At 45.9% G+C, this 24,380-nt stretch carries 24 protein-coding genes and 1 other annotated feature (1 of these 25 cut by a window edge); of the genes, 16 read left to right on the forward strand and 8 right to left on the reverse strand.

Going from position 1 to position 24,380, the window contains the following annotated elements:
• Positions 1 to 33, forward strand: a sequence feature (His leader region) (it extends 104 nt beyond the left edge of the window).
• 54 nt (positions 34 to 87) lie between these two features.
• Genes hisG through hisIE form a run of 8 tightly spaced genes read left to right on the forward strand, consistent with a single transcriptional unit; the run spans position 88 to position 7,251 of the window.
• Positions 88 to 984 (forward strand): ATP phosphoribosyltransferase, encoded by an 897-nt coding sequence (gene hisG / locus VIA_RS13200; RefSeq protein ID WP_004413517.1) that lies wholly within the window; start codon positions 88 to 90, stop codon positions 982 to 984.
• 5 nt (positions 985 to 989) lie between these two features.
• On the forward strand, positions 990 to 2,285 hold the full coding sequence (gene hisD / locus VIA_RS13205; protein ID WP_004413518.1) for a histidinol dehydrogenase: 1,296 nt from the start codon (positions 990 to 992) through the stop codon (positions 2,283 to 2,285).
• 11 nt (positions 2,286 to 2,296) lie between these two features.
• Positions 2,297 to 3,337: a histidinol-phosphate transaminase gene (hisC, locus tag VIA_RS13210; RefSeq protein WP_004413519.1), complete on the forward strand. Its 1,041-nt coding sequence runs from the start codon at positions 2,297 to 2,299 to the stop codon at positions 3,335 to 3,337.
• Positions 3,338 to 3,397: 60 nt separating this feature from the next.
• On the forward strand, positions 3,398 to 4,471 hold the full coding sequence (hisB, locus tag VIA_RS13215) for a bifunctional histidinol-phosphatase/imidazoleglycerol-phosphate dehydratase HisB (protein WP_004413520.1): 1,074 nt from the start codon (positions 3,398 to 3,400) through the stop codon (positions 4,469 to 4,471).
• 12 nt (positions 4,472 to 4,483) lie between these two features.
• On the forward strand, positions 4,484 to 5,098 hold the full coding sequence (gene hisH / locus VIA_RS13220) for an imidazole glycerol phosphate synthase subunit HisH (protein ID WP_004413521.1): 615 nt from the start codon (positions 4,484 to 4,486) through the stop codon (positions 5,096 to 5,098).
• Positions 5,099 to 5,126: 28 nt separating this feature from the next.
• Positions 5,127 to 5,864: a 1-(5-phosphoribosyl)-5-[(5-phosphoribosylamino)methylideneamino]imidazole-4-carboxamide isomerase gene (gene hisA, locus VIA_RS13225; protein ID WP_004413522.1), complete on the forward strand. Its 738-nt coding sequence runs from the start codon at positions 5,127 to 5,129 to the stop codon at positions 5,862 to 5,864.
• On the forward strand, positions 5,846 to 6,619 hold the full coding sequence (gene hisF / locus VIA_RS13230) for an imidazole glycerol phosphate synthase subunit HisF (protein ID WP_004413523.1): 774 nt from the start codon (positions 5,846 to 5,848) through the stop codon (positions 6,617 to 6,619). The genes hisA and hisF overlap by 19 nt, the downstream gene beginning before the upstream one ends.
• Positions 6,616 to 7,251, forward strand: a complete 636-nt coding sequence (gene hisIE / locus VIA_RS13235; RefSeq protein WP_004413524.1) for a bifunctional phosphoribosyl-AMP cyclohydrolase/phosphoribosyl-ATP diphosphatase HisIE — start codon at positions 6,616 to 6,618, stop codon at positions 7,249 to 7,251. The genes hisF and hisIE overlap by 4 nt, the downstream gene beginning before the upstream one ends.
• Positions 7,252 to 7,331: 80 nt before the next feature.
• On the opposite strand, the gene VIA_RS13240 is transcribed toward hisIE, so the two are convergent.
• Positions 7,332 to 8,537, reverse strand: coding sequence for a putative manganese transporter (locus tag VIA_RS13240; protein WP_004416264.1), 1,206 nt, complete (start codon positions 8,535 to 8,537; stop codon positions 7,332 to 7,334).
• Between the two features lie 304 nt (positions 8,538 to 8,841).
• Here VIA_RS13240 and VIA_RS13245 point away from each other — a divergent pair, with 304 nt between their 5' ends.
• Together VIA_RS13245 and VIA_RS13250 are read left to right on the forward strand one after the other, a co-directional pair.
• Positions 8,842 to 9,747 carry a manganese-dependent inorganic pyrophosphatase gene (locus VIA_RS13245; RefSeq protein ID WP_004413526.1) on the forward strand — a complete coding sequence of 302 codons (906 nt, stop codon included), beginning with the start codon at positions 8,842 to 8,844 and terminating at the stop codon, positions 9,745 to 9,747.
• 68 nt (positions 9,748 to 9,815) lie between these two features.
• Entirely contained in the window at positions 9,816 to 10,193 is a 378-nt protein-coding gene (locus VIA_RS13250; RefSeq protein WP_004413527.1) for a DUF2750 domain-containing protein, read from the forward strand.
• Between the two features lie 50 nt (positions 10,194 to 10,243).
• Here the strand turns inward: VIA_RS13250 and VIA_RS13255 are convergent, their stop codons facing one another.
• From VIA_RS13255 to pspF, 7 genes are all read right to left on the reverse strand, one after another.
• Positions 10,244 to 11,032, reverse strand: a complete 789-nt coding sequence (locus VIA_RS13255) for a DUF2927 domain-containing protein (RefSeq protein ID WP_004413528.1) — start codon at positions 11,030 to 11,032, stop codon at positions 10,244 to 10,246.
• A 7-nt stretch (positions 11,033 to 11,039) separates the two neighbouring features.
• On the reverse strand, positions 11,040 to 11,825 hold the full coding sequence (locus VIA_RS13260; protein ID WP_004413529.1) for a peptide ABC transporter ATP-binding protein: 786 nt from the start codon (positions 11,823 to 11,825) through the stop codon (positions 11,040 to 11,042).
• Positions 11,822 to 12,835, reverse strand: a complete 1,014-nt coding sequence (locus tag VIA_RS13265; RefSeq protein ID WP_004413530.1) for a peptide ABC transporter ATP-binding protein — start codon at positions 12,833 to 12,835, stop codon at positions 11,822 to 11,824. The genes VIA_RS13260 and VIA_RS13265 overlap by 4 nt, the downstream gene beginning before the upstream one ends.
• A complete protein-coding gene (gene sapC, locus VIA_RS13270) occupies positions 12,835 to 13,722 on the reverse strand; it encodes a putrescine export ABC transporter permease SapC (RefSeq protein WP_004413531.1) in 888 nt (295 codons plus the stop codon). Before sapC ends, VIA_RS13265 begins: the two co-directional genes overlap by 1 nt.
• Entirely contained in the window at positions 13,709 to 14,671 is a 963-nt protein-coding gene (locus VIA_RS13275; RefSeq protein WP_004413532.1) for an ABC transporter permease, read from the reverse strand. Before VIA_RS13275 ends, sapC begins: the two co-directional genes overlap by 14 nt.
• The gene (gene sapA, locus VIA_RS13280) at positions 14,671 to 16,290 is read right to left on the reverse strand and encodes an ABC transporter substrate-binding protein SapA (RefSeq protein WP_004413533.1); all 1,620 of its coding nucleotides are present in this window, start codon (positions 16,288 to 16,290) and stop codon (positions 14,671 to 14,673) included. Before sapA ends, VIA_RS13275 begins: the two co-directional genes overlap by 1 nt.
• Before the next feature lie 114 nt (positions 16,291 to 16,404).
• Entirely contained in the window at positions 16,405 to 17,400 is a 996-nt protein-coding gene (gene pspF / locus VIA_RS13285) for a phage shock protein operon transcriptional activator (protein WP_004413534.1), read from the reverse strand.
• Between the two features lie 212 nt (positions 17,401 to 17,612).
• On the opposite strand from pspF, the gene pspA reads away from it, so the two are divergent.
• From pspA to vmeI, 6 genes are all read left to right on the forward strand, one after another.
• A complete protein-coding gene (gene pspA / locus VIA_RS13290; protein WP_004413535.1) occupies positions 17,613 to 18,281 on the forward strand; it encodes a phage shock protein PspA in 669 nt (222 codons plus the stop codon).
• A 77-nt stretch (positions 18,282 to 18,358) separates the two neighbouring features.
• Complete coding sequence (pspB, locus tag VIA_RS13295; RefSeq protein WP_004413536.1) at positions 18,359 to 18,592, forward strand: envelope stress response membrane protein PspB; 234 nt, start codon at positions 18,359 to 18,361, stop codon at positions 18,590 to 18,592.
• On the forward strand, positions 18,555 to 18,974 hold the full coding sequence (gene pspC / locus VIA_RS13300) for an envelope stress response membrane protein PspC (RefSeq protein ID WP_174269807.1): 420 nt from the start codon (positions 18,555 to 18,557) through the stop codon (positions 18,972 to 18,974). Before pspB ends, pspC begins: the two co-directional genes overlap by 38 nt.
• A 188-nt stretch (positions 18,975 to 19,162) precedes the next feature.
• On the forward strand, positions 19,163 to 20,194 hold the full coding sequence (locus tag VIA_RS13305) for an efflux RND transporter periplasmic adaptor subunit (RefSeq protein WP_004416262.1): 1,032 nt from the start codon (positions 19,163 to 19,165) through the stop codon (positions 20,192 to 20,194).
• 1 nt (position 20,195) lies between these two features.
• Positions 20,196 to 21,284: an efflux RND transporter periplasmic adaptor subunit gene (locus VIA_RS13310; RefSeq protein WP_004413539.1), complete on the forward strand. Its 1,089-nt coding sequence runs from the start codon at positions 20,196 to 20,198 to the stop codon at positions 21,282 to 21,284.
• Positions 21,277 to 24,378, forward strand: coding sequence for an efflux RND transporter permease subunit VmeI (gene vmeI / locus VIA_RS13315; RefSeq protein WP_004413540.1), 3,102 nt, complete (start codon positions 21,277 to 21,279; stop codon positions 24,376 to 24,378). Before VIA_RS13310 ends, vmeI begins: the two co-directional genes overlap by 8 nt.
• Positions 24,379 to 24,380: the final 2 nt, after the last annotated feature.

Below are 24,380 nucleotides of genomic sequence, written 5' to 3' on the forward strand. Positions count from 1 at the left end.
TCGGGAGATACACTCTTCCGAGGGTTTTTTAGTTTTACAGTTTTTAAAAAGTTTACGAATTACAAAATCTTGCACAGGGATACAGCAATGCAAACACAACGCCTAAGAATCGCAATTCAAAAGAAAGGTCGCCTAAGCAAAGAGTGTCAAACTCTACTTAAAAAGTGCGGCGTGAAATTCAATATCATGGGTGAGCGTCTGGTAGTGCACTCACTAAATATGCCAATCGACCTTCTGCTTGTTCGTGATGACGATATTCCAGGTTTAATTATGGATGGCGTGGTTGACCTCGGCTTCATCGGTGAAAACGAACTGGAAGAAGTACGCTTGGACCGCAAAGCGTTAGGCGAGCCATGCGACTTTGTTCAATTGCGCCGTTTAGACTTTGGTGGTTGTCGTCTTTCAATCGCGCTTGATAAAGATGAGCAGTACAACGGTCCGCAAGATCTTGCTGGTAAGCGCATTGCAACAACTTACCCACAGCTACTGAAAGCGTATATGGATGAGCAAGGTGTGCCATTCTCGACGTGTATGCTAACCGGCTCTGTAGAAGTTGCGCCGCGTGCCGGTCTTGCTGATGCGATTGCCGATCTTGTTTCAACAGGTGCAACGCTTGAAGCTAATGGGCTGAAAGAAGCGGAAATCATCTTCAAATCGAAAGCGACGCTTATTCAACGTACCGGTGAGTTTGATGCCGATAAAACGGCGCTAATCGAGAAGCTACTGACTCGTATGCAAGGGGTCCAGCAAGCGAAAGAATCTAAGTACATCATGCTGCACGCTCCAACAGATAAACTAGAGCAAATTAAGTCACTGCTGCCAGGTGCCGAAGACCCAACAGTACTGCCGCTGTCATCAGATAAAGACAAAGTTGCGGTACACCTAGTGAGTACTGAAAACTTGTTCTGGGAGACAATGGAACAGCTTAAAGAGCTCGGTGCAAGTTCAATTCTGGTTCTTCCAATCGAAAAAATGATGGGGTAGTCGCGATGAGAACAGTCGTTTGGCAATCATTAAGTGAGACGCAGCAAGATTCGATTCTTGAACGTCCAGCGATCACAGAAGGCGCAAACATTACCGCGGCGGTTTCTGAAGTTATCGCTAAAGTACGTAACGAAGGCGATGCGGCCCTTCAAGAGTTAACTGAAAAATTTGATGGTGTAAAACCTGCGTCTATTCGCGTATCAGGGCAAGAAGTCGATGAGGCATGCGACCGCTTATCAGACAAGATGAAGCAAGCGTTAGAGCAAGCTTATGCCAACATCGCTAAGTTTCACAAGGCGCAAAAACCGCAGCCAATTAAGGTCGAAACGCAGCCGGGTGTAGTGTGTGAGCAAGTGACCCGCCCAATTCAAAAAGTAGGTTTATACATTCCTGGTGGCAGTGCGCCGCTTCCGTCGACGGTATTGATGCTAGGCGTTCCAGCTAAAATTGCAGGCTGTCGCAAGGTTGTATTGTGTTCGCCGCCGCCGATCGCCGATGAAATCCTTTATGTCGCAAAACTGTGTGGCATTGATGAAGTGTACAATATAGGTGGTGGCCAAGCGGTGGCTGCAATGGCCTACGGGACAGAGTCTGTCTCTAAGGTCGATAAGATCTTTGGTCCGGGTAACGCTTATGTGACCGAAGCGAAGCGTCAAGTGAGCAATGATTTCCGCGGTGCAGCGATTGATATGCCAGCGGGCCCTTCAGAAGTTCTTGTTCTGGCTGATGATACAGCCGATGCGGACTTTATTGCGGCTGACCTACTTAGCCAAGCGGAACACGGCCCAGATTCACAAGTGGTACTGGTAACACCTTCTCCAGTGATTGCCGATCAGGTTACCGATGCGGTTCAACGTCAGCTGAAAGAGCTTTCGCGTGCTGATATCGCCGAGAAAGCGCTCGCGTCAAGCTTAATCATTATTTCTGAATCACTGACACAAGCGGTGTCTATCTCGAATTACTACGGTCCAGAGCACTTGATTGTGCAGACCAAGAACCCACGTGAGCTATTACCTTTGTTAGATAACGCAGGTTCAATCTTCTTAGGCGATTGGTCTCCAGAATCTGCAGGCGATTATGCGTCAGGTACGAACCACGTACTGCCGACTTACGGTTATACGCGTACTTACTCAAGCCTTGGTCTTGCTGATTTTTCGAAGCGCATGACAGTGCAAGAGTTGAGTGCTGAAGGTCTGAAGATTCTAGCGCCAACGGTTGTGACTATGGCTGAAGCTGAAGGTTTAGATGCACACAAACGCGCAGTGACAATTCGCGTTGAAAAGTTAGCGTCGAAAGCATAAGGAAGTTTGAGATGGAAAAGCTAGCACGTAAACAAGTTCAAAATTTAACGCCTTATCTTTCAGCAAGACGTATCGGTGGCACGGGTGATGTTTGGTTGAATGCCAATGAATCTCCATTCGACAATGAGTATAAAACCGACTTTTCGCGTTTGAATCGTTACAGCGAGTGTCAGCCAAAAGAGTTAATTGAAGCATACGCAGCATACGCAGGTGTAAAACCAGAACAAACGCTAACTTCACGTGGTGCCGATGAAGGTATTGAACTGCTTATCCGTGCATTTTGTGAGCCGGGTGAAGATGCGATTCTGTATTGCCCACCGACTTACGGGATGTACTCAATCAGTGCAGAAACCATTGGTGTAGAGCGTAAGACAGTCCCTTTAACCGCAGATTGGCAGCTTGACCTTGAGGGTATCGAGCAAAACCTAGATGGCGTGAAGCTCGTCTTTGTTTGTAGCCCAAACAACCCAACGGGTAACTTAGTTAAGCGTGAAGACATTGTCTCTCTGCTTGAGATGACTAAAGACAAAGCGATTGTCGTGATGGATGAAGCGTATATCGATTTTTGTCCGGAAGCGTCAACCGTTGACTTGCTAGCAGAGTATCCAAATCTAGCGATTTTACGTACGCTTTCAAAAGCATTTGCCTTGGCCGGTCTCCGTTGTGGTTTCACTCTAGCAAACGAAGAACTCATCAATGTACTGCTTAAGGTGATTGCGCCATATCCAGTGCCAATCCCAGTGGCTGAGATTGCGACGCAAGCCTTGTCAGAAGCAGGCTTAGCTCGAGCTAAATACCAAGTGCTAGACCTTAATGCCAATCGTGCTTATCTCCAAGTCGGTTTGTCGATGATTACAGGCCTTGAAATATTTGAAGGTTGGGGTAACTACCTGTTGGTTAAATTCCCAGACGGTGACGCAGTATTTAAAGCGGCTTGGGACAGTGGAATCATTCTGCGTAACTCGCCAATCGACAATTGTGTTCGCATCAGCATTGGTAGCCGAGATGAGTGTGAAAAAACACTTGGCTTTATTCGAAATTATTACAACTAACGATTTATTGGCTCCTGTCCTTTGCAAGAGCCATCCAATTTTAGAAATAAGGAAGTTCGTGTGAGCAAGCAACAAAAAACCCTATTTATTGACCGAGATGGCACCCTTATTGTTGAGCCGCCGGTTGATTTTCAAGTGGACCGCTTAGATAAGCTAAAACTAGAGCCGTTCGTAATTCCAAGTTTGCTATCACTGCAAGATGCTGGCTACCGTCTAGTGATGGTGACCAACCAAGATGGTCTAGGTACTGATAGCTACCCGCAAGACGAATTTGATGCGCCACACAACATGATGATGGAGATCTTTGAGTCGCAAGGGGTCAAATTTGATGATGTGCTTATCTGTCCTCATTTTGAAGAAGATAACTGTTCATGCCGTAAACCCAAGCTAGGTATGGTTAAAGAGTATCTGCAAGGTGGCAAAGTCGATTTCCAAAACTCAGTGGTCATTGGCGACCGAGCAACTGATCTTCAGCTTGCTGAAAATATGGCGATTCAAGGGATTCAATACAACCCTGAAACCATGGGGTGGAAACAAATCCTAAAAGATCTCACGGTAAAAGCGCGCGTTGCTGAGGTAGTTCGCACCACTAAAGAAACGGATATCAAAGTCAAAGTTAACCTAGATGAGCAGGGCGGCAATCAAATCTCAACAGGACTTGGTTTCTTTGACCACATGCTAGATCAAATTGCGACACACGGTGGCTTCCAGATGGTATGTAACGTCGAAGGCGATCTGCACATCGATGACCACCACACCATTGAAGACACCGCGTTGGCACTTGGCCAAGCACTGAAAGATGCACTCGGTGATAAACGTGGAATCGGTCGTTTTGGTTTTAGCTTGCCAATGGATGAGTGTTTAGCTCAGTGTGCGCTGGATCTTTCAGGTCGTCCTTACCTTAAATTTGATGCAGAGTTCAGCCGTGAGCAAGTTGGTGACTTGTCGACAGAGATGGTCGTTCACTTCTTCCGCTCACTGACAGATACCTTAGCGTGTACGCTACACCTATCTTCTGCTGGCGATAATGATCACCACATCATTGAGTCTCTTTTTAAAGCGTTTGGTCGTACATTACGCCAAGCGATTAAAGTAGAAGGCAACGAACTACCAAGTAGTAAAGGCGTACTCTAGGAAGGGCAGGTTATGACTGATCAAAAAGTAGTGATTATTGATACGGGTTGCGCCAATGTCTCTTCAGTAAAGTTTGCTATCGAGCGTCTTGGTTATGCCGTCACGATTTCAAAACAGCCAGATGTTGTTCTTGCTGCAGATAAGCTATTTTTGCCTGGTGTAGGCACTGCCAGTGAGGCGATGAAAAACCTCCAACAGCGCGATTTAATTGAACTAGTGAAACAAGTAGAAAAACCGCTGCTTGGCATTTGTCTGGGTATGCAGTTACTTGGCAAAGTGTCGCAAGAGAAAGGGCAGAAAGCGAATGAACTTGTCGAATGCCTTGGCCTATGTGAAGGCGAAGTAAAGTTGCTTGAAACCGGTGTTCTTCCTTTGCCGCACATGGGTTGGAATACCGTTAAGTCGACGCCTGAACATCCGTTGTTTAAAGACATTGAAGAGGGCGAGTACTTCTACTTCGTACACAGCTTCGGTATGCCCGTTGGTGACTACACCATTGCTCAATGTGAATATGGCAAACCATTTACAGCAGCCGTTCAGAGTGGCAACTACTACGGGGTGCAATTTCACCCAGAACGTTCATCAAAAGCTGGCTCAAAGCTTATCCAGAACTTTTTAGAGCTGTAATTTTAAAGAATCAAAGGGAAGTAATTCAGTGATTATTCCAGCATTAGATTTAATTGAAGGTCAAGTAGTGCGCCTATATCAAGGTGATTACGGACAAGTAACCGAATACAAAGTTGATCCAGCAGAGCAGTTTAATCTCTACCACCAAGCGGGCGCAGGTTGGTTGCACTTAGTTGACCTAACTGGGGCTAAAGATACCACCGCTCGCCAGCTAGACTTGATTGCTAAGCTGCTAGCTAGCACTCCTGCCAATATTCAAATAGGTGGGGGCGTGCGCAGCGAACAAGATGTTGTGGATCTTCTGGAAGCGGGCGCGCAGCGCGTTGTCGTCGGCTCTACAGCGGTCAAACAGCCAGAGCTCGTCAAAGGCTGGATGGAGAAATATGGCGCCGAAAAAATTGTTTTAGCGCTCGACATCAATATTGATGAAAGTGGCACTCGTAAAGTGGCGATTTCAGGATGGCAAGAAGACTCTGGTGTAACGATTGAAGCCTTGATTAATGACTACCTAACTGTTGGTCTTAAACACGTGCTTTGTACCGATATTTCTCGTGACGGTACACTGGAAGGTTCGAACGTGGAACTCTACGTTGACCTATGTAAGCAGTATCCTCAGGTTCAGTTTCAATCCTCAGGTGGCATCGGTTCATTAGCCGACATTGAAGCGCTAAAAGGTAGCGGTGTTGCGGGGGTTATTGTTGGCCGAGCGCTACTGGATGGCAAATTTACAGCAGAGGAGGCGTTTGCATGCTGGCAAAGCGAATAATCCCCTGTCTTGATGTACGTGATGGACAAGTTGTAAAAGGCGTTCAATTTCGCAACCATGAAATCATTGGCGATATTGTCCCTCTGGCTCAGCGTTACGCTGAAGAAGGGGCGGATGAGTTGGTGTTTTATGATATTACCGCGTCGAGCGATGGCCGCGTTGTCGACAAGAGCTGGGTCCAACGTGTTGCTGAGGTGATCGACATTCCTTTTTGTGTCGCTGGTGGTATTAAGTCAGCAGAAGATGCCGCACGAATTTTAGAGTTTGGTGCTGACAAAGTGTCTATAAACTCCCCTGCGCTCGCGAACCCTGAGCTCATTACCCAGCTTGCTGATAAGTTTGGTGTGCAATGTATTGTCGTCGGTATCGACTCTTACTTTGATAAAGAGACCGGTAAATATCAGGTTTACCAATTTACCGGTGACGAAGCGCGCACCAAAGCAACCAAGTGGGAAACTCGAGATTGGGTGCAAGAAGTACAAAAGCGTGGCGCGGGTGAAATCGTTTTGAACATGATGAACCAAGATGGTGTGCGTAACGGTTACGACTTGGAGCAGCTTAATATGGTTCGTGAAGTGTGTAATGTGCCGCTAATCGCGTCAGGTGGCGCGGGTGCAATGGAGCACTTTGCTGAGGCTTATAAGCAAACTAATGTTGATGGAGCGCTTGCGGCTTCGGTATTCCACAAGCAAGTCATTAATATTGGGGAACTTAAGCAGTATTTAAAACAACAAGGTGTAGAGGTGCGTCTATGAGTTTTGCAGCGACAGAAGTAAATACGCTAGCTGAACGTATTGATTGGGACAAAGTGGATGGCCTTGTACCTGCAATTGTTCAAGATTTTCAATCAAGCCAAGTGTTGATGATGGGGTACATGAACCAAGATGCGTTGGCAAAAACGGGGGAAACGGGTCAAGTCACGTTTTTCTCTCGTACTAAAGAACGCCTTTGGACTAAGGGCGAAACTTCTGGGAACGTACTTCAGCTAAAGAACATTGCACTCGATTGTGATAACGACACTTTGCTGGTTAAGGTCAACCCGATTGGGCCTACTTGTCACAAAGGGACCACGACATGCTGGGACGGAGACCCTCAAGAAGAGAGCCAAATGGTGTGGCTTCATCAACTTGAGCAGTTACTGGCTACCCGCAAGGACGCCGACCCAGAATCTTCTTATACTGCACACCTATATTCACGTGGCACCAAGCGTATTTCGCAAAAAGTGGGCGAAGAAGGCGTTGAAGTCGCGCTTGCGGCGACGTCGGGCGATAAGGCGGAGTTAGTCTGTGAATCAGCAGATTTGATTTATCACCTGATGGTTCTTCTTCAAGACCAAGGCCTATCAATGAATGACGTGGTGAATAAGCTTAAAGAGCGACACAAATAGTTCACCACTCTATGCCAATGAAAAAGCGCCCTTATCGAAGGGCGCTTTTTGTTTTTAAACCTAGCCATAGGTTATTAGTGTTATATTTCGAATAAGAAGTAATAGCCATATCCAACGATAAAGGCAGGGATTGCGGAATAAACCGTCGCCACAAGGGCGGCTTTAGGCGCTAGAGCAATCGCGGGGAACAATGCGTCACCATCATTGGAGATTGCATTAGCCAATTGAGCAGACAATGGAGCTGCACCTGAGATGTACAAACTCGTCACAAGGATCTGAGGGCCACACCCAGGCAGTAAACCGACAGCCAAACCCATCAGAGGCATCCAAACTCCCCAGCCAGAGAAAGTCGTTGCAAGGTCAATATGACCAAAGAATGTGATGAGCTCAAAAGCCATAAAAGCGAGAATAACCCAAGCAGTGACAAAGTTTGTATCTTGCGCCGCTTTTTGTATTGGGTGGGAAGAAACTTGCTTAGTATCTTCAGCAACAGTCGATTCGTAGTCTTTAATCTCTTTGGTTAATGACCAAAGCAGCATGCTGACAATAATGAGCACCGCCCCAATCCACTCAATCGTCATTTTAGGTAGCTGCAGGAGTTGATTAATATCGACTTGGAATGAGCCAAGAGCAGCGATAACTGTCGCTGGAACAAGTAACCATTTCCAAAACGCACCTTGAAGATTGATTGCTTTTTGTTCGATGTTACTTGTTTCGCCTTTACTGCAGGCTAAACGCTCCGTAAGTGCTGATACTTGAGGGCGCAAAAAATCATCGCAGTGAATCGCATTGACTACCCACCCTGAAAGCGCGCCAACAAACACACCAAGAGCTACAATAGCTAATCCAATATCAGGTTTGCTTGCAAGCAATAAGAAAGCGGCATCGCCCATGGTGGAGGTTAAGACCGCCACAATCGCACCAAAACCAACGCGCCCACTGACAAACTGTGTGGTGACGATGATCGCACCGCCACAACCGGGTAGTGCACCTAACAAAGCAGCAAAAAAAACTTGGTGGTCACGGGAGGTTCGGTAGAGGTTCGCGATACGATTCTCTTTGTTAATAAAGCCAGAGACGTAGTGATAGAGTGCTAGGGTGAATGCGACATAACTCGACACTGCCCAAAAGGCATCAGATAAGGTATTTACGGTCACTTCGCGCGTGACACCACTAGCCACAAGAGCAATCAGTGAGATAGGTAAAATCAGGCGCTTATACGCAGGTCGAAACTGGGTCACGGATAACCAGCTAGGCAATGTTTGAGAAAGTCGTAAAGAATCCATAGCTAACACAATGTGAATGCGAATTATTATCAATATATGCTAATGAGAATTATTTGCAATAAATAATTTTTACGAGTGCTAACTGTGCAGGTTTGCTTACGCTGTGATGGCGGACATGAACCACGAAATTGACGGGTTAGTGCTAAACTTATAGAGAGAATAGATCGCATTGTTAAGGTCTGTCATGCCTTATACCGAAATATTCTTTTTCAATCCGATGACAAATTATCAAAATCAGGTAAAATGTCGGGTTTGTGAGTAATAGCCCTCTGTTGGGTAGAAATATAGTCAGATAGGAAAAAAGATGATTCTAGTAGTAGGTCACAAGAACCCTGATAGCGATAGTATCTGTAGTGCACTAGTAGCAACCGAACTACTAAAAGCACGTGGCGGTGAAGCTATGCCAATTCGCCAAGGTGAAATCAACCGTGAAACTCAGCACATTCTAGAAGTCGCGGGTGCAGAAGTTCCTGAACTACGTACTTCAGTAGCTGGTGAAAAAATCTGGCTAGTAGACTACTCAGATCTTGCGCAAGCACCAGACGATGTAGCTGAAGCTGAAATCCTAGGTATTGTTGACCACCACCGTCTAGGTGATGTGATGACTGTTAACCCAATGGAAGCTTGGATCTGGCCTGTTGGTTGTACTAACACTGTACTATTCAACATGTTCAAGATTGAAGGTCATGCAATCACTCCTCAGATCGCTAAACTAATGATGTCAGCTATCCTATCTGACACAGTTGGTTTCGCATCACCAACATGTACTCAGAAAGATAAAGACGCAGTTCAAGAACTAGCCGCTATCGCTGACGTATGTGATGTAGATGCATTCATTAAAGATCTTTTGATTGCTAAGACAAACATTGAAGGCCTATCAGCAGCTGAGCTTGTTGAGAAAGACCTGAAAGGTTACCCGTTCAATGGCCGTGATGTGGTTGTTGGTCAGGTTGAGCTTGCAACTCTAGAGCAAGTAGATGACATGATCGATGCGCTAGAAGCCGATCTTGAGCGTCGTTGCGCTGAGCAAGGTCTAGCATTTGCAGCAGTGATGCTAACCGATATCACTACCGCTCAAACTCGTCTACTTTACAAAGGTGAGTGGGCAGAGAAGCTGGTTAAGCATGAAGAAAACGGCATGCTAATGATGGAAAACACTCTAAGCCGTAAGAAGCAAGGCTGGCCTTGGCTTCAAACTGAACTGGCTTAATTTCCATAGCTCAATGAATTTTAAACGCCCATGGCTCAGCCGTGGGCGTTTTATTTGGAGGATACAAAATGTCACTATCTCAAGATCAGTTAGAGTCGGTTAACAAAATGCGCCCTGACGAGCGTTTTAACTACTGCGTAAAAGAAATTGCTCAGCATCGTAAAGTATGGATTCTTACAGACGAACATGGCTGCGTGATGCTCAACACTGAAGATGAAGATTGCGTTCCAGTATGGCCACACGAAGAGTTTGCGGCTCAGTGGGCGACTGGAGAGTGGGAGCACTGTAAAGCAGAAGCAATCTCAACCGCTAAGTGGTTCAGTCGTTGGACCCACGGTTTGGAAGAGGATGAACTGTCGGTAGTTGTGTTCCCAAATGATAACGAAGAAGGTGTGGTACTTTACCCTGACGAGTTTGAATTTGAATTGAAAAAACGCACTAAATAGCCGTATGTTTAGTTTGTGATGCCCCATAGTTGGGCATCACTTAACCTCATTCAGTAGCCAATTAACTGAAATAACTCGCCGCTTTTGGCAACAGAGACAGCTTTGTTTAGCGTGCCATCTTGCTGATAGCGTTTAAGTAAGCGTTTGATGATAGGGGTAACTTCTCGCTCTGTCATTCCAACCTTGAGCTCTGGCTCATAGAGCAGTTTTAGCAGTACCACATCAAGAGGTGAGAGTAGATCCTCTGGTGTATTATCATTAAAAATTGAAGGGAAAGCACTGTCAGAGTCGTTAGGTAAACCAAGAGTTTGGGTTATCTCTTCCACCACACAAGCGATCAGCTTTCCATGTATTCTTGCGCGGTCAACGGGTATGACGATCGAAGCTGAGTCAATCGCACTGTTACTGCCTATTCGATAGCCTGCTTTACAAATTGCATCTCTGACATGTTTAAGAGATGACTTTCCCATCTCTCGTTCAATATCTTTTTCCCATTTCGCGTCATTGGTATAGATCCACACAATGTTGGCCTCTTTTCTTGACGAGACGCGTTTGATTGATAGACCTGTAATGGCGCTTAGATGTCTAAGGTGAGCATTGGTCAGTTGGTCATGAAGGTCTTGATCGCCAACGTCATGCTTGACCCAAACTCGGAGCGGCTTTTGCCACTTAACAAGCGGCTTTTGGCCTGAAGAGTATTCGTTTCTTAACGCGACATCGATAAAGGCTCGAGCGACAAAGTCAGGCTCAAGCCAAGTTTGCTGTGAAGAATAAGCAAATCCTGAAGTGGTAAAGAAAACGGAGAATAACCCTAGTATTACGGTCGCTGTCCTTAGCATGTTTCTCCTATTTAAAGCACGTCGCCTTATTAAAATGACTTTCAACCAGTCGCTGAGTAATTGGGTGCTCAGGAGATGAGAGAACTTGGTGTGTTTCACCGCTTTCAACAACGACGCCTTCATGCATCACCATTATTTTATCGGTGATATGTTTTACCACCCCGATATGCTGTGATACATAAACAAAAGATACGCCCATTTCTTCTTGAAGCTCTAGAAATAGGTTGATGATCTGTGAGCGCATCGCCATGTCTAAGCCGTTCAGTGCTTCATCAGCAACAATCACCGATGGCTGAAGAATTAAAGCCCTAGCGAGACATACACGCTGTTTTTGACCAGTTGCTAGCATTTGCGGATAGAAGTAGGCGTGCTCCGGCAGTAAGCCAACACGAAGCAATGTCTCTTTTACACGTTTAATACGTGCTTCAGGTGACATGCTGGTGTTTCGCTTTAGTGGGCCTTCTAAGATGCGACCAATTTGAATGCGCGGATTCAAAGAAGTATTTGGATCTTGGAAGATCATCCGGATTAATTTACAGCGTGTTGAGTAATCTTCATGCTCTAATAGCTCGCCATTTACGCGAATCTCACCTGAAGTCGGTTCAACCACACCAGAGAGCATACGAGCGAGTGTCGACTTGCCGGAACCGTTTTGGCCGATAAAGCCAATGGTTTGTCCCGCCTCAAGGCTAAAGCTGACCGGTTTAACCGCTTCTTGAACTTTCTTACGAAACAGACCAGAACGAGTGATAAACGACTTAGAAAGATCGGTTACTTCTAATAGCGCGCTCATACTTTTTTCTTCTCCCGCTCTTTAGGCGAATGGTTCAATGGGAAGTGACAAGCAAATTTATGGTTCTTAATACGACGAGTCATTGGTATTTCTACACATTGGCGCTGAGCATACGGGCAGCGCGGACCAAGTCGGCAACCAATCGGTAGGTGCTGAAGTGGTGGGATGGTGCCTGGTAAGGATTGAAGTTTCTCCTTGTGAGGGATCCAATCACTAAAATCAGGCATCGCCTTTAGCAGAGCAACAGTATAAGGGTGCTTAGGTTTCTCTAGGATCTTTTTGGTATCGGCTGATTCAACCGATTGACCACAGTACATCACCGTAATACGATTTGCCCATTGAGTGATGGTGGTTAAGTCATGGCCGATCAGCATGATCGAGGTGTTATGGACCTGATTCATACGGCTCAATAGGCGTAAGATCTGCGATTGAGTAATCGGGTCTAAGTCATTGGTCGGCTCATCTGCAATCAGCAACTTAGGTTTAGCCGCAATCGCCATTGCAATCATGATCTTTTGGCATTCCCCATCGGTTAACTCGTATGGGTAGCTGCGCATAATTTGCTTGTGGTCTTTAATGCCGACTTTGTGGAGTAGGGCAATCGCCTGTTTTTTACGCCATTTGAAACGCTCCCACCATTTGCCTTGGAATGAACGCGAAGGAATCGCCTCAATCAGCTGGCTACCCACTTCTTCAGATGGGTCTAAACAGGTAGACGGTTCTTGGAAAATCATTGCAATATCACGGGCAATAACGCGTCGACGTTCTTTTGGTGTCAGTTGCAGAAGGTCAACATTGCCTAAGCGCATGCGGTCAGCAGTCACTTTCCAGTTATCTTTACAGACGCCAACGATCGCTTTTGCAACTAAACTCTTGCCTGAGCCAGATTCGCCCACAAGACCACGTATTTCACCTTCGTTAAGTGTCAGGCTCATACGATCAACGGCTTTCATCATGCCCTGAGGGGTTTCAATCTCAATCGTCAGATGTCGAATATCGAGCAATGGCATTATTCGATCCCCGCATTCAGTGCTTGGCGAACGCCTTCACCAACAAGGTTAATTACAATAACGGTAAACATAATCGCCAGACCCGGTAGCGTCACCGTCCAAGGTGCCAAGTAAATAAGCTCAACAGAGTCACCCAAAATGGCGCCCCATTCCGTACTCGGCGCTTGTGCTCCTAAGCCTAAGAAACCCAGTGCGGTGATGTCGAGGATAGCGATGGAAAGCGCTAATGTGATTTCAGAAGCAATCACCACCAAAATATTGGGTAGGATCGAGTTCCACAATAAGTAAAAGTCGTTTGCGCCATCTAAGCGCGCCGCCATGATGTAATCTTTTTCAACTTCGGTGTGAACGGCAATATAGACCGAGCGAATGAAGCGGGGGATCAGCGCCAAACAGATCGCGAGTAAGATATTGAACTCGCCAAAGCCCAGAAATGCGACGAAGATAATGGCAAGCAGCAACGACGGAATCGACATCACGGTATCGAGTAAGTGGTTGAGCGTACTTGATAGCAAGCCTTTAGTCATACCCGCTAATACGCCAATAATACAGCCAATGGCTGACGCGATCAGTGTGATGATGATAGCGGAGCCAAAAGTTAGCTGTGAGCCTTCAAGCAAGCGAGAGAGAATATCTCTGCCTAAATCGTCAGTCCCTAGGAAGTACTCGACGGTCCCTGCCGGATTCCACGATGGCGGAATGAGCAGTTCACCTGTTTGAGCTTGTGGGTCATGTGGCGTTATCCACGGGGAGACCAATGTCAGTAGCACGATGAGTAATAAGCACCATAGGCCAAACATCGCAAGATTGTTTGCGCGATAGCTTCGCCAAAAACGCTCGAACTGAGTAGGGATGCGTTCTTCTTGATATACGTTATCGGTTAGCATACCACTCTTTCCTTACCAACGGGTTAATCATAGCGCCAATCAAATCGGACAGGATGTTCGCGGTGAGCACGAACGTCGCGACGACGATAACACCAGCTTGGATAGCAACGTAATCTTGATTAGAGAGGGCATCAAGTAACCAACGACCAATACCAGGCCAGTTGAAGATAGACTCTGTGATAATCGCCAGCGTTAACATACTTGAAAGCTGTACCCCAATCTTTGGAATGATTGGCGGAATGGCATTTCTAAGCACGTGCTGCGTTACAATCTCATGCGTCGAAAGACCTTTGATCCGAGCCGCTCGAATGTAGTTTTGCCCCATCACTTCAGCGACAGAGGTACGCATCAAGCCGATAACCTGCGTGGTAGGCGCCAGTGCCAGTACCAAACAAGGCAGAATTAAATGTTCAATGACACTTTGCAAGGCGTGTGCGCGATATTTTCCATCCGCAAAGAAGGCGTCAATGAGAGCAAATCCAGTCACGTGTTCGATTTGGTAGAGTAAGTCATAGCGACCTGCGACAGGGAAGATCTCCCAATGCAGGGAGAAGACCATGATCATTAACAGAGCAATCCAAAATAGCGGCGCAGAGTATCCTGACATAGAGGTAAATGAGATAGCCGTATCAATCCACTTACCTTGTTTCATTCCCGCAATGGTGCCTACTGGGATACCAATGAGCAGTGAGATGACAAAGGCGATCAAACAGAGCTCAAGCGTTGCTGGGAAGACAATCTGCAGCTCGTCGATAATGGGAATTCCAGCTTTGTTGACACCAAAGTTTAGTTGCATCAACTCGCCTAAGTAAGTCAACCAACCACTCCAGAAATCTTGTATTGCCCAAGGTGATTGAGGTTCAAGTCGTAAAAGACTGAAACCCACCATAGTCAAAATAAGCAAGGTAATGATAAAGAGGTTTAAACGTCGAACAGCGTATAGCAGCATTACTGAACCCTCTCGACGGTATCAAATGGCTGAGCGTTAAATGGGCTCACTTTAAATCCTTGTAAAGAACGATCGTGAGCTTGCATCTGCATTCCGTGGTTGAGCGGGATGACAGGGAACTCTTCGTTCAAAATATTTTGCGCTTGCTTATACAGGTTGAGTCTATAACGAGGTTTGTCTACCTCTAGTGCAAGATCAAGTAGGAAGTCAAAGTCTGGGTTACACCAGCTTGAGACATTTAAGCCTGCACGTTTTGAGTCACAAGAAAGTAGCGGTCTGAAAAAGTTATCTGGGTCGCCAGTATTTGCGCTCCAACCGGTGAGATAGAGGTCGATATAGGTATTTTCGCTAAGATCACTGCGATCGAAGCGATCATCCGTCATCAGTTTAAGTTTAATACCCACATCAGCAAGGTTTGCTTGGATAAGCTCGGCGGTTTTTCTTGGACTTGGATTATAAGCCTTTGGCTCAAGGGGCACTGACATCGTCAGCTCTAGTCCTTTGCTGTAACCGGCTTCACGAAGTAATGCGATTGCGTAGTTGCGGTCATAGCGAATGTGTACCGCATCTTTATGGTATGCCCACGACGTTGGTGGAAGTACCGAATAAGCCTGACTACCGGTCCCGTAGTAAACTGAATCAAGTATATTCTGGCGATTAATCGCGTAATTGAGCGCTTTGCGAACCCGTGCGTCATTAAGTGCAGGGTGAGAGGTGTTCACCGCCACAAATGAAATATTCATCGCAGGTTTTGCGGTCAACTCAACGTGCTCATTTTGCTCGATAATCGGTAATTGGCTAGAAAGCGGGGAGTTCAGTACGTCACACTCTTTTCTCAGCAGTTTGGCCAAAGTGCCAGTACCGCGCTGGGAAATATCGAACACCACCTGATCCATTTTCGGTGTGCCACCCCAGTAACCATTGTGACGTTTTAGACGAATCAAATCGTTAACTTGATATTCCGCGAGGTAAAAAGGCCCAGTACCCACAGGGTGACTATCGAGCATACCTTTTTCGTCACTGATTTCGAGTTGGCCCGCATATTCTTTTGAGTGAATCACTGCGTGGCTGGTGGCGATGTTTGATAAGAAGCTGTTGTCTGGGCGACTAAGAGTAAACTTAACTCGATGTTTAGAAAGAGCAACGATATCCACCACAAGGTTCTGAAAATCAATACCACTAAACCAAGGGTATAACCCGCTGCCGACATAGTGGAATGGGTTGGTACTGTCGATAATGCGGCGGAAACTGAAAACGACATCGTCCGCATTCATCGTCCGAGACGGTGTAAACCAAGCAGTGGTTTGAAAAGGTACGTTCTTACGTAACTCAAAAATGTACTCAGTACCTTGCTGATTGACTTGCCACGAACTCGCCAAGCTAGGCACGGGTTGATACGTTTTGCTGTCTAACGTCAACAGAGTATTGAAGAGTTGAGGGCTGAGCGTTTCAGGTGTGATACCACTATCAACCAATTGAGGGTTGAATGTATCTGGCCCGCCTTGACCACAATAGACAAATCCCTTTTGACGGATTTTGTCATGATCAATCTCTTCGCCACAGCCCGCGAGCAGGCTGAGACTAAATAAACCTAATGTAAACTGAATGAATACTTTCATAGAAAGAACTTGTCTGGGACAAAGCACAATGGAACTCACCATTATGCCTTAAGATCCTAATAATTTACCACTATTTGCAGTTTGGAACGATAGTAAAACCACAAATTTGGTGGGTTAACTGTCGCTGGTGATGTCGTACTTACGAACCATCCCTCGTAATTGGTGATAACTCAGCTCCAAAAGCTCTGCTGCTTTCTTCTGGTTGTACTGACACTGAACCAATGCTGCTTTAAGTATGAGTTGGTCTTGTTGTTCTTGCCACTGCTTATAATTAAGCGGAAATTGAAATGATTGCACCGCCGTGAGTTCAGGCTGTTGGGGAGCGGTGTCTTCAGATGTTTGCCAACTTGATTGGAAAGGGTCAAACACCAAGTCTTGGATAGGCGTATCTTGATTGCCATGCTGGTAAACCGCACGTTCAATCACGTTTTTTAGTTCCCGTACATTACCGGGCCATGGGTGATCGAGTAGGTCTTGTTGTGCTTGTTGGGTGAATCCTACAAAGTATTCAAAACCCAGCTCGCGACACATTTTGATTGCGTAGTATTCCGCGAGCAGCAAGATATCTTCTTGGCGTTCCCTTAGAGGAGGCAGGTGAATCACATCAAATGCGAGCCTATCAAGTAAATCCGCGCGGAAACTGCCTTGCGCTGCCATTTGAGGCAGATCGGCATTGGTGGCACAGACTAGGCGAACATTGGCATTGAGTAGTTGGTGTCCGCCGACACGCTCATATTGGCCGTATTCAATCACTCGAAGTAATTTCTCTTGCACGAGTAAAGGCGCAGTGGCGAGTTCATCGAGAAACAGTGTGCCATTTTCTGCACGCTCAAAGCGGCCTTTATGACGCCCTTTTGATCCAGTAAACGAGCCTTGTTCATGGCCGAATAGTTCGGAGTCAATCAACCCTTCACTTAGGGTTGAGCAATTGAGTGAGATAAGCGGCTGGTCCCAACGCTTGGATAAGTAGTGAAGTCGTTGAGCTATCAACTCTTTACCTGTGCCGCGCTCACCAATAATGAGTACGGGGCGTTCGATTGCTGCCAATTTAGATACTTTATCCAGTACCGATAGGAAAGCGGGGGACTCTCCAATCAAGTTTTGTTGCATGACTGACTCCGTGGCGAAATTTACCTACTGTTGGTTAAATTCATCATAGTTAGCGAAGGATTGCAATGTGATATTTATTAAACTATTGATTTGTAATGCAATAAAAGTTGGCACGTTAATTGGAATATTATCTAGCAATAGGTAACAACAAACGAATTTATACGGAGTACAGCTGACTGTGTTCCAATATTATCCACATAAGGAGCCTCGCTATGGGTATTTTCTCTCGATTTGCAGACATCGTTAATTCAAACATCAGTGCTCTATTAGATAAAGCTGAAGATCCGGAAAAGATGATCCGTCTTATCATCCAAGAAATGGAAGACACACTGGTTGAAGTGCGTACTAACTCAGCCAAAGCCATTGCGGATAAAAAAGAGTTAGCGCGTAAAGTAGACTCTATTGAAGCGACAATTGACGAGTGGCAAAACAAAGCGACATTGGCGTTGGCAAAACAACGTGAAGATTTAGCTCGTGCTGCGCTGATTGAAAAACAAAAGTTACAAGACATGCTAAAAGGTCTTCATACTGAGCAAACCTTGGTAGAAGAGACGATTGAAAAGCTAACTGGTGAGATTGGTAAATTAGAAACCAAGATCACTGAGACTCGTGCCAAGCAACAAGCTTTAGCGATTCGTAGCCAAACCGCATCGAACCGTCGTGACGTGCAAAAGCATCTGCATACGGCGAGAACAAGTGAAGCGATGGCTAAGTTTGAGCAGTACTCGCGTAAAATTGATGAAATGGAAGCGGAAGCCGACTTGTACGCGAAAACCGGCAATGCAAAATCTCTTGATCAGGAATTTGCTGAACTTCAGGCTCAAGATGAAATTGAACAAGAGCTAGAGAAATTGAAGCAGCAAATGGAAGATAAAAAGTAATTCCTGTTTGTTTTTGTTAGGTTAGCTAGGTAGATGGGTGCCAATCCCACTCATCTTCCCCATTTAAGGAGTTATATATGTCGTCATTTCTAATCGCTGGTCCGTTAATTGTCTTTCTCATTTTCGTTGCCCCGCTTTGGTTGTTTTTACATTACAGAAGTAAAAAGAATGCCAGCACTGGGTTATCGCAAGAAGACTTGCAGCGTCTAGAATCTCTATCAGAGAAAGCTGAGATCATGCAAAAACGCGTCGATACTTTAGAGCAAATCTTAGATGCAGAATCCCCAAGTTGGAGACGTCGTTATGACTAAACGAGAACTTTATAGGGATACGGTTAACGGTAAGATCACTGGTGTCTGTGCCGGCCTCGCCAACTACTTTTCATTGGAAGTATGGCTAGTCAGAATATTGGTAATTTCTGCAGCGCTATTGGGGGGAAGCTTCCTTGTCCTACTCGCCTATATCGCTATGACGCTAATGATTGAAAAGCAGCCGAAAAACTACGTTGAAGCGATGAAAGCTGAGCAAGAGCACAAGCTGAAAAATAAACCGTGGAAGCAAGGCCAGACTCCAGAGTTATTGTTGAACACAATAGAAAAAGATTTCTCTCAGCTAGAAACGCAAGTAAGAAACTTAGAGGCCTATGTGACCTCAGATGCATTTAAAGTCAACCGAGAGTTTAAATCGCTGTAACGTCTATTTTTAAAGCACTCTAAAACTTAGAGTGCTTTTTCATAATTATTCTCTTGCTCGCTTTTGCGACATTGTAGTCATACACAAGCAAATTATTAATTTTCATAATAATTTACTGCCATCGCTATGGAAGTCACGGTAGCATTCATCTATCTTTGTACCTAATAGATACAAATGGATGATTGACTATGCATAAATCTGTTTTGCTTCTTGCAATAACGGCCGCGCTGAGTGGTTGTGGCAAGGAGCTTCCACCTGTTCCTGAGCCTGATTCTAGGCCCGCTAAATTATTTACAGTTTCCGTCGGCAATGCCCAGTTTGAACGCACTTTTCCTGCCACTTCTGAAGCTGGTGATAAAGCTGTACTCGCATTTCGTGTCCCAGGACAAATGCAATCGATAGATGTCTTAGCTGGACAACCAGTTAAGAAAGGTGACGTTCTCGCATCGTTAAATCCTGATGAATACACCTTGCTAGCGAAACAAGCTGAAGCGCAATTTCGTTTAGCGGATGTCCAATATCAGCGCTATAAAAAATTGCGTATAGATAAAGTGGTGTCTGAGCAAGACTTTGACCAAGCGAAAGCGAACCACAATTCAGCGAAAGCGACACTAGAGCAAGCGAAAGCCAATCTACGCTACACACGGCTTGTCGCGCCTTATGAAGGTACCATCTCTCTTATTCCTGCAGAAACCCACGAGTACATCGCGGCAAAGCAGGGGGTTATGAACATTCAAACCAATCAACTAATGAAGGTACTGTTTCAACTGCCGGATCATTTGTTGAATCGATTTGCTAGCGGCGTGAACTTAACCGCAACCATGACTTTTGATGCCTTTCCTCAGAATCAATATGAACTGATTTTCCAAGAAGTGGACACTGAAGCCGATCCAAAAACAGGTTCTTACAAAGTCACTATGGTAATGGAAAGGCCAAGTGATATCGGCATTTTGCCAGGTATGGCCGGTGCGGTTCATGTTGCGGTTGAGTCGACTGGGGCAACGAGAATACCTGAATCCGCTCTGATGGATGAAAATGGCCAAATGTACGTTTGGCGCGTTGATGAGCAAGGTATCGTGGCGAAAGCCAAAGTCGAGCTTAATGATAAGCGCCAAGTCAAAAGTGGCTTGAGTGAAGGCGACCAGATTATTACTTCTGGTGTGGCAGGGATCGAACCGGGAATTAAGGTTCGTGAATGGGTTAAAGAGCGAGGCCTATAAGATGAAGCAATGGTTAAATCTATGCGCATTGTCGACGGCAGCGCTGTTAGCTGGCTGTGGTGGTGAACTACAGTATGTCGACTTTGGTGTACCAAAAGTGAAAGTGCTTGAACTTTCCAGTAGCGAAGTACAAGAAGACAGGCTCTATTTCCCTGCGGTTGCCAACGCGGCAGAACGTTCACACTTGAGCTTCCGTGTTGCGGGAGAAATCAGCAAGATCTATGTCAAAGAAGGCGACCAGTTGAAAAAGGGCGATTTGATCGCTGAATTGGACCCAACTGACTATCAATTAGATGTCGACAATGCTTCCGCTCGATATAGCGTTGTTAATAGCCAGTACAAACGTTCAAAACCTCTGGTAGAGAAAGGGCTGCTGGCTAAATCTCAATTTGATGAAATTGCGGCCAACCGACAAATTGCCTATGCAGAGCTTGAACTATCAAAGCTACATCTATCGTTTACCAAGCTAAAAGCCCCTGTCGATGGGATTATTTCTCGTGTTAGCGCTGACCAATTTGAAAATATTCAAGTGGGCCAACAAGTGGTTAATATTCACAGTGTCGAAGATGTTGAAGTATTGATTCAGCTTCCGGACCGTCTATACGTGAACCAACCGAGCCAAGCGGCACTTGAAAAGGTCAATGCGTTTGTGAAGGTTCCGAGTGGCAATGAATACAGCGCGCAAATAAAGGAATTCACCACAGAGCCAGATCCTGCCACAGGCACGTTTACGGTGACGTTATCGCTGCCAATGCCTGAAAATGAATACATTCTTGATGGTATGGCGGTATCGGTGACATCTAAAGGTGAAGACATTGGCCTTGATCTCAATGCAGGTGTACGAATCCCTATTGAGGCGATCTTCAATGGTGATGGCGATGAACTAGGACGAGATAATAAATACGTTTGGGTTCTCAACTCAGATAGCACGGTAACTAAGCAATTAGTGAAAACAGGCAAAGCGAGCAAGGATGCTGTGCAGATTTTAGAAGGTTTGACTAATGAGCAAGTCGTTGTGATTGCGGGTGTGTCGCGATTAACCGAAGGACTAGAAGTTGAAGTGATCGAGCAGGAGGCTGGTAATGAGTGAGAACAAAGTGAACTCGCCTCAAAGCGATGACGATATCACAGGGATTGCGGCGTATTTTATTCGCAATCGAGTAATCAGTTGGATGATCTCACTGATCTTCCTCATCGGTGGTGCCGCGGCTTTCTTTGGCTTAGGTCGACTAGAAGATCCAGCATTTACCATTAAAGATGCCATGGTGGTGACCTCTTACCCTGGGGCAACACCTCAGCAAGTTGAAGAAGAGGTGACTTACCCACTCGAGAAAGCGATTCAACAATTGACTTATGTCGACGAAGTGAACTCGATTTCAAGCCGCGGATTATCACAGATCACTGTGACCATGAAAAACAACTATGGTCCTGATGACTTGCCTCAGATTTGGGATGAGCTGCGCCGTAAAGTTAATGACTTGAAAGGTCAATTACCACCCGGGGTGAACGATCCTCAGGTTATCGATGACTTCGGCGATGTTTACGGGATCTTATTAGCGGTAACGGGCGATGGTTACAGCTATAAAGAATTACTTGATTACGTCGATTACTTACGGCGTGAGTTAGAGTTGATTGATGGGGTGAGTAAGGTCTCGGTATCTGGTCAGCAGCAAGAACAAGTCTTTATCGAAGTTTCGATGAAGCGGCTAAGTAGCTTAGGTCTCTCGCCAAATACCGTATTTAATCTACTCTCGACTCAGAACGTTGTCTCTGATGCGGGTGCGATTCGAATTGGTGACGAATATGTGCGTATTCATCCAACTGGTGAGTTCCAAAATGTCGACCAGTTAGGTGACTTGATCATTACAGAGAGTGGTGCTCAGGGCCTAATTTACTTAAAAGACGTGGCTGAGATTAAGCGTGGCTATGTTGAAGTACCAACCAATATCATCACATTCAATGGTGATCTTGCGCTGAACCTTGGTGTTTCATTCGCACAAGGGGTAAACGTTGTTGAGGTGGGTAAGCGCTTTGACCGCCGCTTAGCAGAATTGAAGTTCCAACAACCTGTTGGCGTTGATATTTCCGAAATCTACAGCCAGCCAAAAGAGGTGGATAAATCCGTTAGCGGCTTTGTGGTCAGTCTAGGGCAGGCGGTAGCGATTGTAATCATTGTTCTGTTGTTCTTTATGGGATTACGCTCAGGACTACTGATTGGTCTAATTCTCTTGCTGACCGTACTGGGTACCTTCATTTTCATGAAGTACTTTGCTATCGACCTGCAGCGTATTTCGCTAGGTGCGTTGGTTATCGCGTTGGGTATGCTGGTGGACAATGCCATAGTGGTGGTCGAAGGGATATTGATAGGCACGCAGAAAGGCCGAACGAGGATGCAAGCGGCCACCGATATTGTCACACAAACCAAGTGGCCATTGTTAGGGGCAACGGTAATTGCCGTTACCGCATTCGCGCCAATCGGTTTGTCTGAAGACGCAACAGGTGAGTATTGTGGCACTCTCTTTACCGTGCTGCTGATCTCTTTAATGTTGAGTTGGTTTACTGCTATCTCGTTGACGCCATTTTTTGCCGATATTTTCTTTAAAGGGCAGAAACTGAAGCAAGATGGCGAAAATAGTGACCCATATAACGGTATGATCTTTGTTCTATACAAGGGCTTCTTAGAGTTTTGTATGAAGCGTGCGTGGTTGACTGTGATTGTGTTAATTCTGGGTCTTGCCGCAAGTATTGTCGGCTTCACGCAGGTTAAACAGTCGTTTTTCCCTTCATCTACAACACCGATCTTCCAAGCGGATATTTGGCTACCAGAAGGGACAGACATTCGTGCGACTAATACCAAGCTAAAGGCGTTGGAGTCATGGATTGCTGAGCAAGATGGCGTCGATCATATCACCACCACGGCGGGTAAAGGTTTGCAGCGCTTTATGCTGACTTATGCGCCTGAAAAGAGCTATGCAGCCTATGGTGAGATCACAACTCGCGTGACGGACTATGAAAAGCTTGCTGATTTGATGGCGAACTTCAGACTGCATCTTGAGAAAAACTTTCCCGAGATCAACTACAAGTTGAAGCAGATCGAATTAGGTCCAGGCGGCGGCGCTAAGATTGAAGCACGCATTATCGGTTCTGATCCTACTGTTTTACGTGGTATCGCCAAGCAAGTTGAAGAAATCATGCATGCCGATCCGGGTGCGACCAACGTGCGACATGATTGGCGTGAACGTACTAAGGTGTTAGAGCCTCAGTTCAATGAAAGCCAAGCGCGTCGTTACGGTATCACCAAGTCTGACGTAGACGAATTCCTAGCGATGTCGTTCTCAGGTAATGCGATTGGTGTTTACCGCGATGGTACAACCTTGATGCCGATTGTGGCGCGCTTACCAGAAGATGAGCGTGTCGATATACGCAATATCGAAGGTATGAAGATTTGGAGCCCTGCATTAAGTGAGTATATCCCACTGCAGCAAATTACCATGGGCTATGATCTGCGTTGGGAAGACCCAATCATCGTGCGTAAGAATCGTAAACGTGTACTAACGATTATGGCGGACCCTGATCTTCTTGGCGAAGAGACGGCTTCGACATTACAGAAACGTTTGATGCCGCAAATCGAAGCGATTGAACTACCACCAGGTTACTCGCTAGAGTGGGGCGGGGAATATGAATCCTCAGGTGATGCACAGGCTTCGCTATTTACCACGATGCCAATGGGCTACTTGTTCATGTTCTTAGTGACCGTATTCCTATTTAACTCGGTTAAAGAGCCATTGATTGTCTGGCTGACGGTACCACTAGCGATTATTGGTGTAACCACGGGTCTGCTCGCGTTGAACACCCCATTTGGTTTTATGGCGCTGCTCGGTTTCTTGAGTCTGTCAGGAATGTTACTGAAAAACGGTATCGTACTGCTGGATCAGATTGAGATAGAAATGAAGTCAGGTAAAGACCCATACCTAGCGGTGGTCGACGCATCGCTTAGTCGTGTACGCCCGGTATGTATGGCGGCAATCACGACGATCTTAGGTATGATCCCACTATTGCCTGATATCTTCTTCAAACCGATGGCGGTGACCATCATGTTTGGCTTAGGCTTTGCAACAGTACTGACACTTATTGTCGTACCTGTGCTGTATCGTCTATTCCACAAAATCAAAGTGCTAAATTAAAG

It is taken from the genome of Vibrio orientalis CIP 102891 = ATCC 33934, assembly GCF_000176235.1.
Classification (GTDB): Bacteria; Pseudomonadota; Gammaproteobacteria; order Enterobacterales; family Vibrionaceae; genus Vibrio; species Vibrio orientalis.

What these genes read in the sequence shown, in the direction of transcription:
- hisG (WP_004413517.1), top strand. Translation starts at nt 88, where the DNA reads ATGCAAACACAACGCCTAAGAATCGCAATTCAAAAGAAAGGTCGCCTA.
- hisD (WP_004413518.1), top strand. Translation starts at nt 990, where the DNA reads ATGAGAACAGTCGTTTGGCAATCATTAAGTGAGACGCAGCAAGATTCG.
- hisC (WP_004413519.1), top strand. Translation starts at nt 2,297, where the DNA reads ATGGAAAAGCTAGCACGTAAACAAGTTCAAAATTTAACGCCTTATCTT.
- hisH (WP_004413521.1), top strand. Translation starts at nt 4,484, where the DNA reads ATGACTGATCAAAAAGTAGTGATTATTGATACGGGTTGCGCCAATGTC.
- hisF (WP_004413523.1), top strand. Translation starts at nt 5,846, where the DNA reads ATGCTGGCAAAGCGAATAATCCCCTGTCTTGATGTACGTGATGGACAA.
- hisIE (WP_004413524.1), top strand. Translation starts at nt 6,616, where the DNA reads ATGAGTTTTGCAGCGACAGAAGTAAATACGCTAGCTGAACGTATTGAT.
- VIA_RS13240 (WP_004416264.1), bottom strand. Translation starts at nt 8,537, where the DNA reads ATGGATTCTTTACGACTTTCTCAAACATTGCCTAGCTGGTTATCCGTG.
- VIA_RS13245 (WP_004413526.1), top strand. Translation starts at nt 8,842, where the DNA reads ATGATTCTAGTAGTAGGTCACAAGAACCCTGATAGCGATAGTATCTGT.
- VIA_RS13250 (WP_004413527.1), top strand. Translation starts at nt 9,816, where the DNA reads ATGTCACTATCTCAAGATCAGTTAGAGTCGGTTAACAAAATGCGCCCT.
- VIA_RS13255 (WP_004413528.1), bottom strand. Translation starts at nt 11,032, where the DNA reads ATGCTAAGGACAGCGACCGTAATACTAGGGTTATTCTCCGTTTTCTTT.
- VIA_RS13260 (WP_004413529.1), bottom strand. Translation starts at nt 11,825, where the DNA reads ATGAGCGCGCTATTAGAAGTAACCGATCTTTCTAAGTCGTTTATCACT.
- VIA_RS13265 (WP_004413530.1), bottom strand. Translation starts at nt 12,835, where the DNA reads ATGCCATTGCTCGATATTCGACATCTGACGATTGAGATTGAAACCCCT.
- sapC (WP_004413531.1), bottom strand. Translation starts at nt 13,722, where the DNA reads ATGCTAACCGATAACGTATATCAAGAAGAACGCATCCCTACTCAGTTC.
- VIA_RS13275 (WP_004413532.1), bottom strand. Translation starts at nt 14,671, where the DNA reads ATGCTGCTATACGCTGTTCGACGTTTAAACCTCTTTATCATTACCTTG.
- sapA (WP_004413533.1), bottom strand. Translation starts at nt 16,290, where the DNA reads ATGAAAGTATTCATTCAGTTTACATTAGGTTTATTTAGTCTCAGCCTG.
- pspF (WP_004413534.1), bottom strand. Translation starts at nt 17,400, where the DNA reads ATGCAACAAAACTTGATTGGAGAGTCCCCCGCTTTCCTATCGGTACTG.
- pspA (WP_004413535.1), top strand. Translation starts at nt 17,613, where the DNA reads ATGGGTATTTTCTCTCGATTTGCAGACATCGTTAATTCAAACATCAGT.
- pspB (WP_004413536.1), top strand. Translation starts at nt 18,359, where the DNA reads ATGTCGTCATTTCTAATCGCTGGTCCGTTAATTGTCTTTCTCATTTTC.
- pspC (WP_174269807.1), top strand. Translation starts at nt 18,555, where the DNA reads ATGCAGAATCCCCAAGTTGGAGACGTCGTTATGACTAAACGAGAACTT.
- VIA_RS13305 (WP_004416262.1), top strand. Translation starts at nt 19,163, where the DNA reads ATGCATAAATCTGTTTTGCTTCTTGCAATAACGGCCGCGCTGAGTGGT.
- VIA_RS13310 (WP_004413539.1), top strand. Translation starts at nt 20,196, where the DNA reads ATGAAGCAATGGTTAAATCTATGCGCATTGTCGACGGCAGCGCTGTTA.
- vmeI (WP_004413540.1), top strand. Translation starts at nt 21,277, where the DNA reads ATGAGTGAGAACAAAGTGAACTCGCCTCAAAGCGATGACGATATCACA.